This window comes from Kosmotoga sp. (genome assembly GCF_982836095.1).
On sequence record NZ_CEYIHJ010000173.1, the window covers coordinates 1 to 1,723 of the forward strand.

At 42.5% G+C, this 1,723-nt stretch carries 2 protein-coding genes and 1 tRNA gene; 2 read left to right on the plus strand and 1 reads right to left on the minus strand.

Translation table 11 applies throughout. The features are described 5' to 3' along the window. Positions 1 to 39: 39 nt before the first annotated feature. Both AC3LHT_RS09465 and AC3LHT_RS09470 read left to right on the plus strand, forming a co-directional pair. A tRNA-Arg gene (locus AC3LHT_RS09465) sits at positions 40 to 116 on the plus strand. 40 nt (positions 117 to 156) lie between these two features. Further along, entirely contained in the window at positions 157 to 420 is a 264-nt protein-coding gene (locus AC3LHT_RS09470; protein WP_290645606.1) for a stage V sporulation protein S, read from the plus strand. 25 nt (positions 421 to 445) lie between these two features. Here AC3LHT_RS09470 and AC3LHT_RS09475 read toward each other — a convergent pair. Beyond that, positions 446 to 1,723 (minus strand): alpha-amylase family protein (locus AC3LHT_RS09475; protein WP_488662718.1); only part of this gene is annotated, 1,278 nt, incomplete at its 5' end.

Here is a 1,723-nt window from a genome sequence, read left to right on the forward strand (position 1 = left end):
GCGGGTTCAAATCCCGCCAGCCACCCCATTTTGTTATGCGCGCCCGTGGCTCAACTGGATAGAGCATCGGACTTCGGATCCGATGGTTGCGGGTTCAAATCCTGCCGGGCGCGCCATCTTCCGGTTGTTGCAAGGGACACAAAGGAGGTAGCATCCATGGAGGTTTTGAAAGTAGCATCTAGCTCTAAACCCAATGCAGTTGCTGGTGCTTTAGCCGGGGTTATTAGGGAAAAGGGGATAGCAGAGGTACAGGCAATTGGTGCAGGCGCTGTAAACCAGGCTGTAAAAGCGATAGCAATCGCCAGGGGATATGTTGCTCCGAGCGGAATTAATCTGGTTTGCTTACCATCCTTTGCCGACGTAGAAATTGACGGTGAAGTGAGAACAGCTATAAAATTTTTAGTTAAACCCAACGAATAAAAAAACAGGCTTTTCAGCCTGTTTTTTATTCTATTGTTGCTATCATTATCTCCCCGGGACTCGCGGTAAAATTCAATGTCCCAGAGGTTTTCCACAGGGAATTGTCTTCTCTATAATTTCTTATGCGCCACCTAACATCATGCTTTTCTTTCCAGGTGTAATATCCCAGATCTATGAAGATTTCTTTTGAATTGTAAAGGTCTGCATTGGCTATCAGGAGCAGTCCTTTTTTTGAATTCCAATATAAATATCCAATGAGTCTCGTTTCATTTTCAAAAAGTAGTCTCAGGTAGTCAGGAGTTATAAGATCGAGATTTTCAGAGCGAACTTTTGAAAGGGATGATATGAGTTTTATCATATTGTCATTCGAATTCCAGTGAAGCACGTAGTGGTCGAAAAAAGCGAGCTTCCCATAAAATCTGTCGTCTCTTGGTAAAACAAATCTTCCCTCTTCACTGTTATCCAAACCCAAATTCATCGGTTGAATTTCAAATATCTCCTGTCCAGAGTTGACAAAAGGAATTGCATTGGGCAAAAAGTAATTCAACGTGGTGGCGAACTTTGAGAAAAGCTTTTCACCTTTTCTAGTTGCAGCTCTGGGAGTATCAGGTGTTTCAGCAGCTCCCAATGTCGAAATCTTCAAATTCGGGAGCACTTTATAGCAAAGTTCCTTTAGTTTTCCTTCTTCTATTCTCGATTCCATCCACCATGTGTTACCGAGTATCCCGCTGTATCCGGATTTTTTGGACTTTTCATCGTTTTCCATGACGAGTTCTTCTGCTATCACAGCGAAGGCAGGGTCAGTTTTGTGAGCTTTCTGGATTATTGATTTTTCGAGTTCAACTGGTAGAGCATGTCCCATGTCGAGCCTTGCCGCATCAACACCAAATTTTTTATTGAAATAAGGCATAATGCCTTCTATGGTCTTCCACAATTCAGTTATAGGTTCATTTCCCGGAAAGAGAGAGGCTTTTATGACATCGTAGAGAATATAGGGCGGTTGTGATGCCGGGTTTTTCAAGTACTTTGCAGCTTCTGCAGGGTGGTCGTGATAAAACCTCAGGAAAGTAATATCATCCCAGGTTGGTTGGGTATCGTTTACCCAGTCAGAGAAGCCGGGAGGCGTTATCACTCCAAAGGTTTTTGCAAGTTCATTGAGAAACTCTGGGTTATTTTTATTAGCCGCCACAAAATTATCCCATTTTTCGGGGTTTGTTATATTTGGTGCCAATTTGAATTTTTTCAGGTGTTTTTGCACATCAGGATTAGCGTAGATAATTTCAAGATTTTGGTTGGAAGGGAT

Bases quoted from the DNA above. Each gene is read 5' to 3' on its own strand.
- AC3LHT_RS09470 (WP_290645606.1), top strand. From the start codon at position 157: ATGGAGGTTTTGAAAGTAGCATCTAGCTCTAAACCCAATGCAGTTGCT.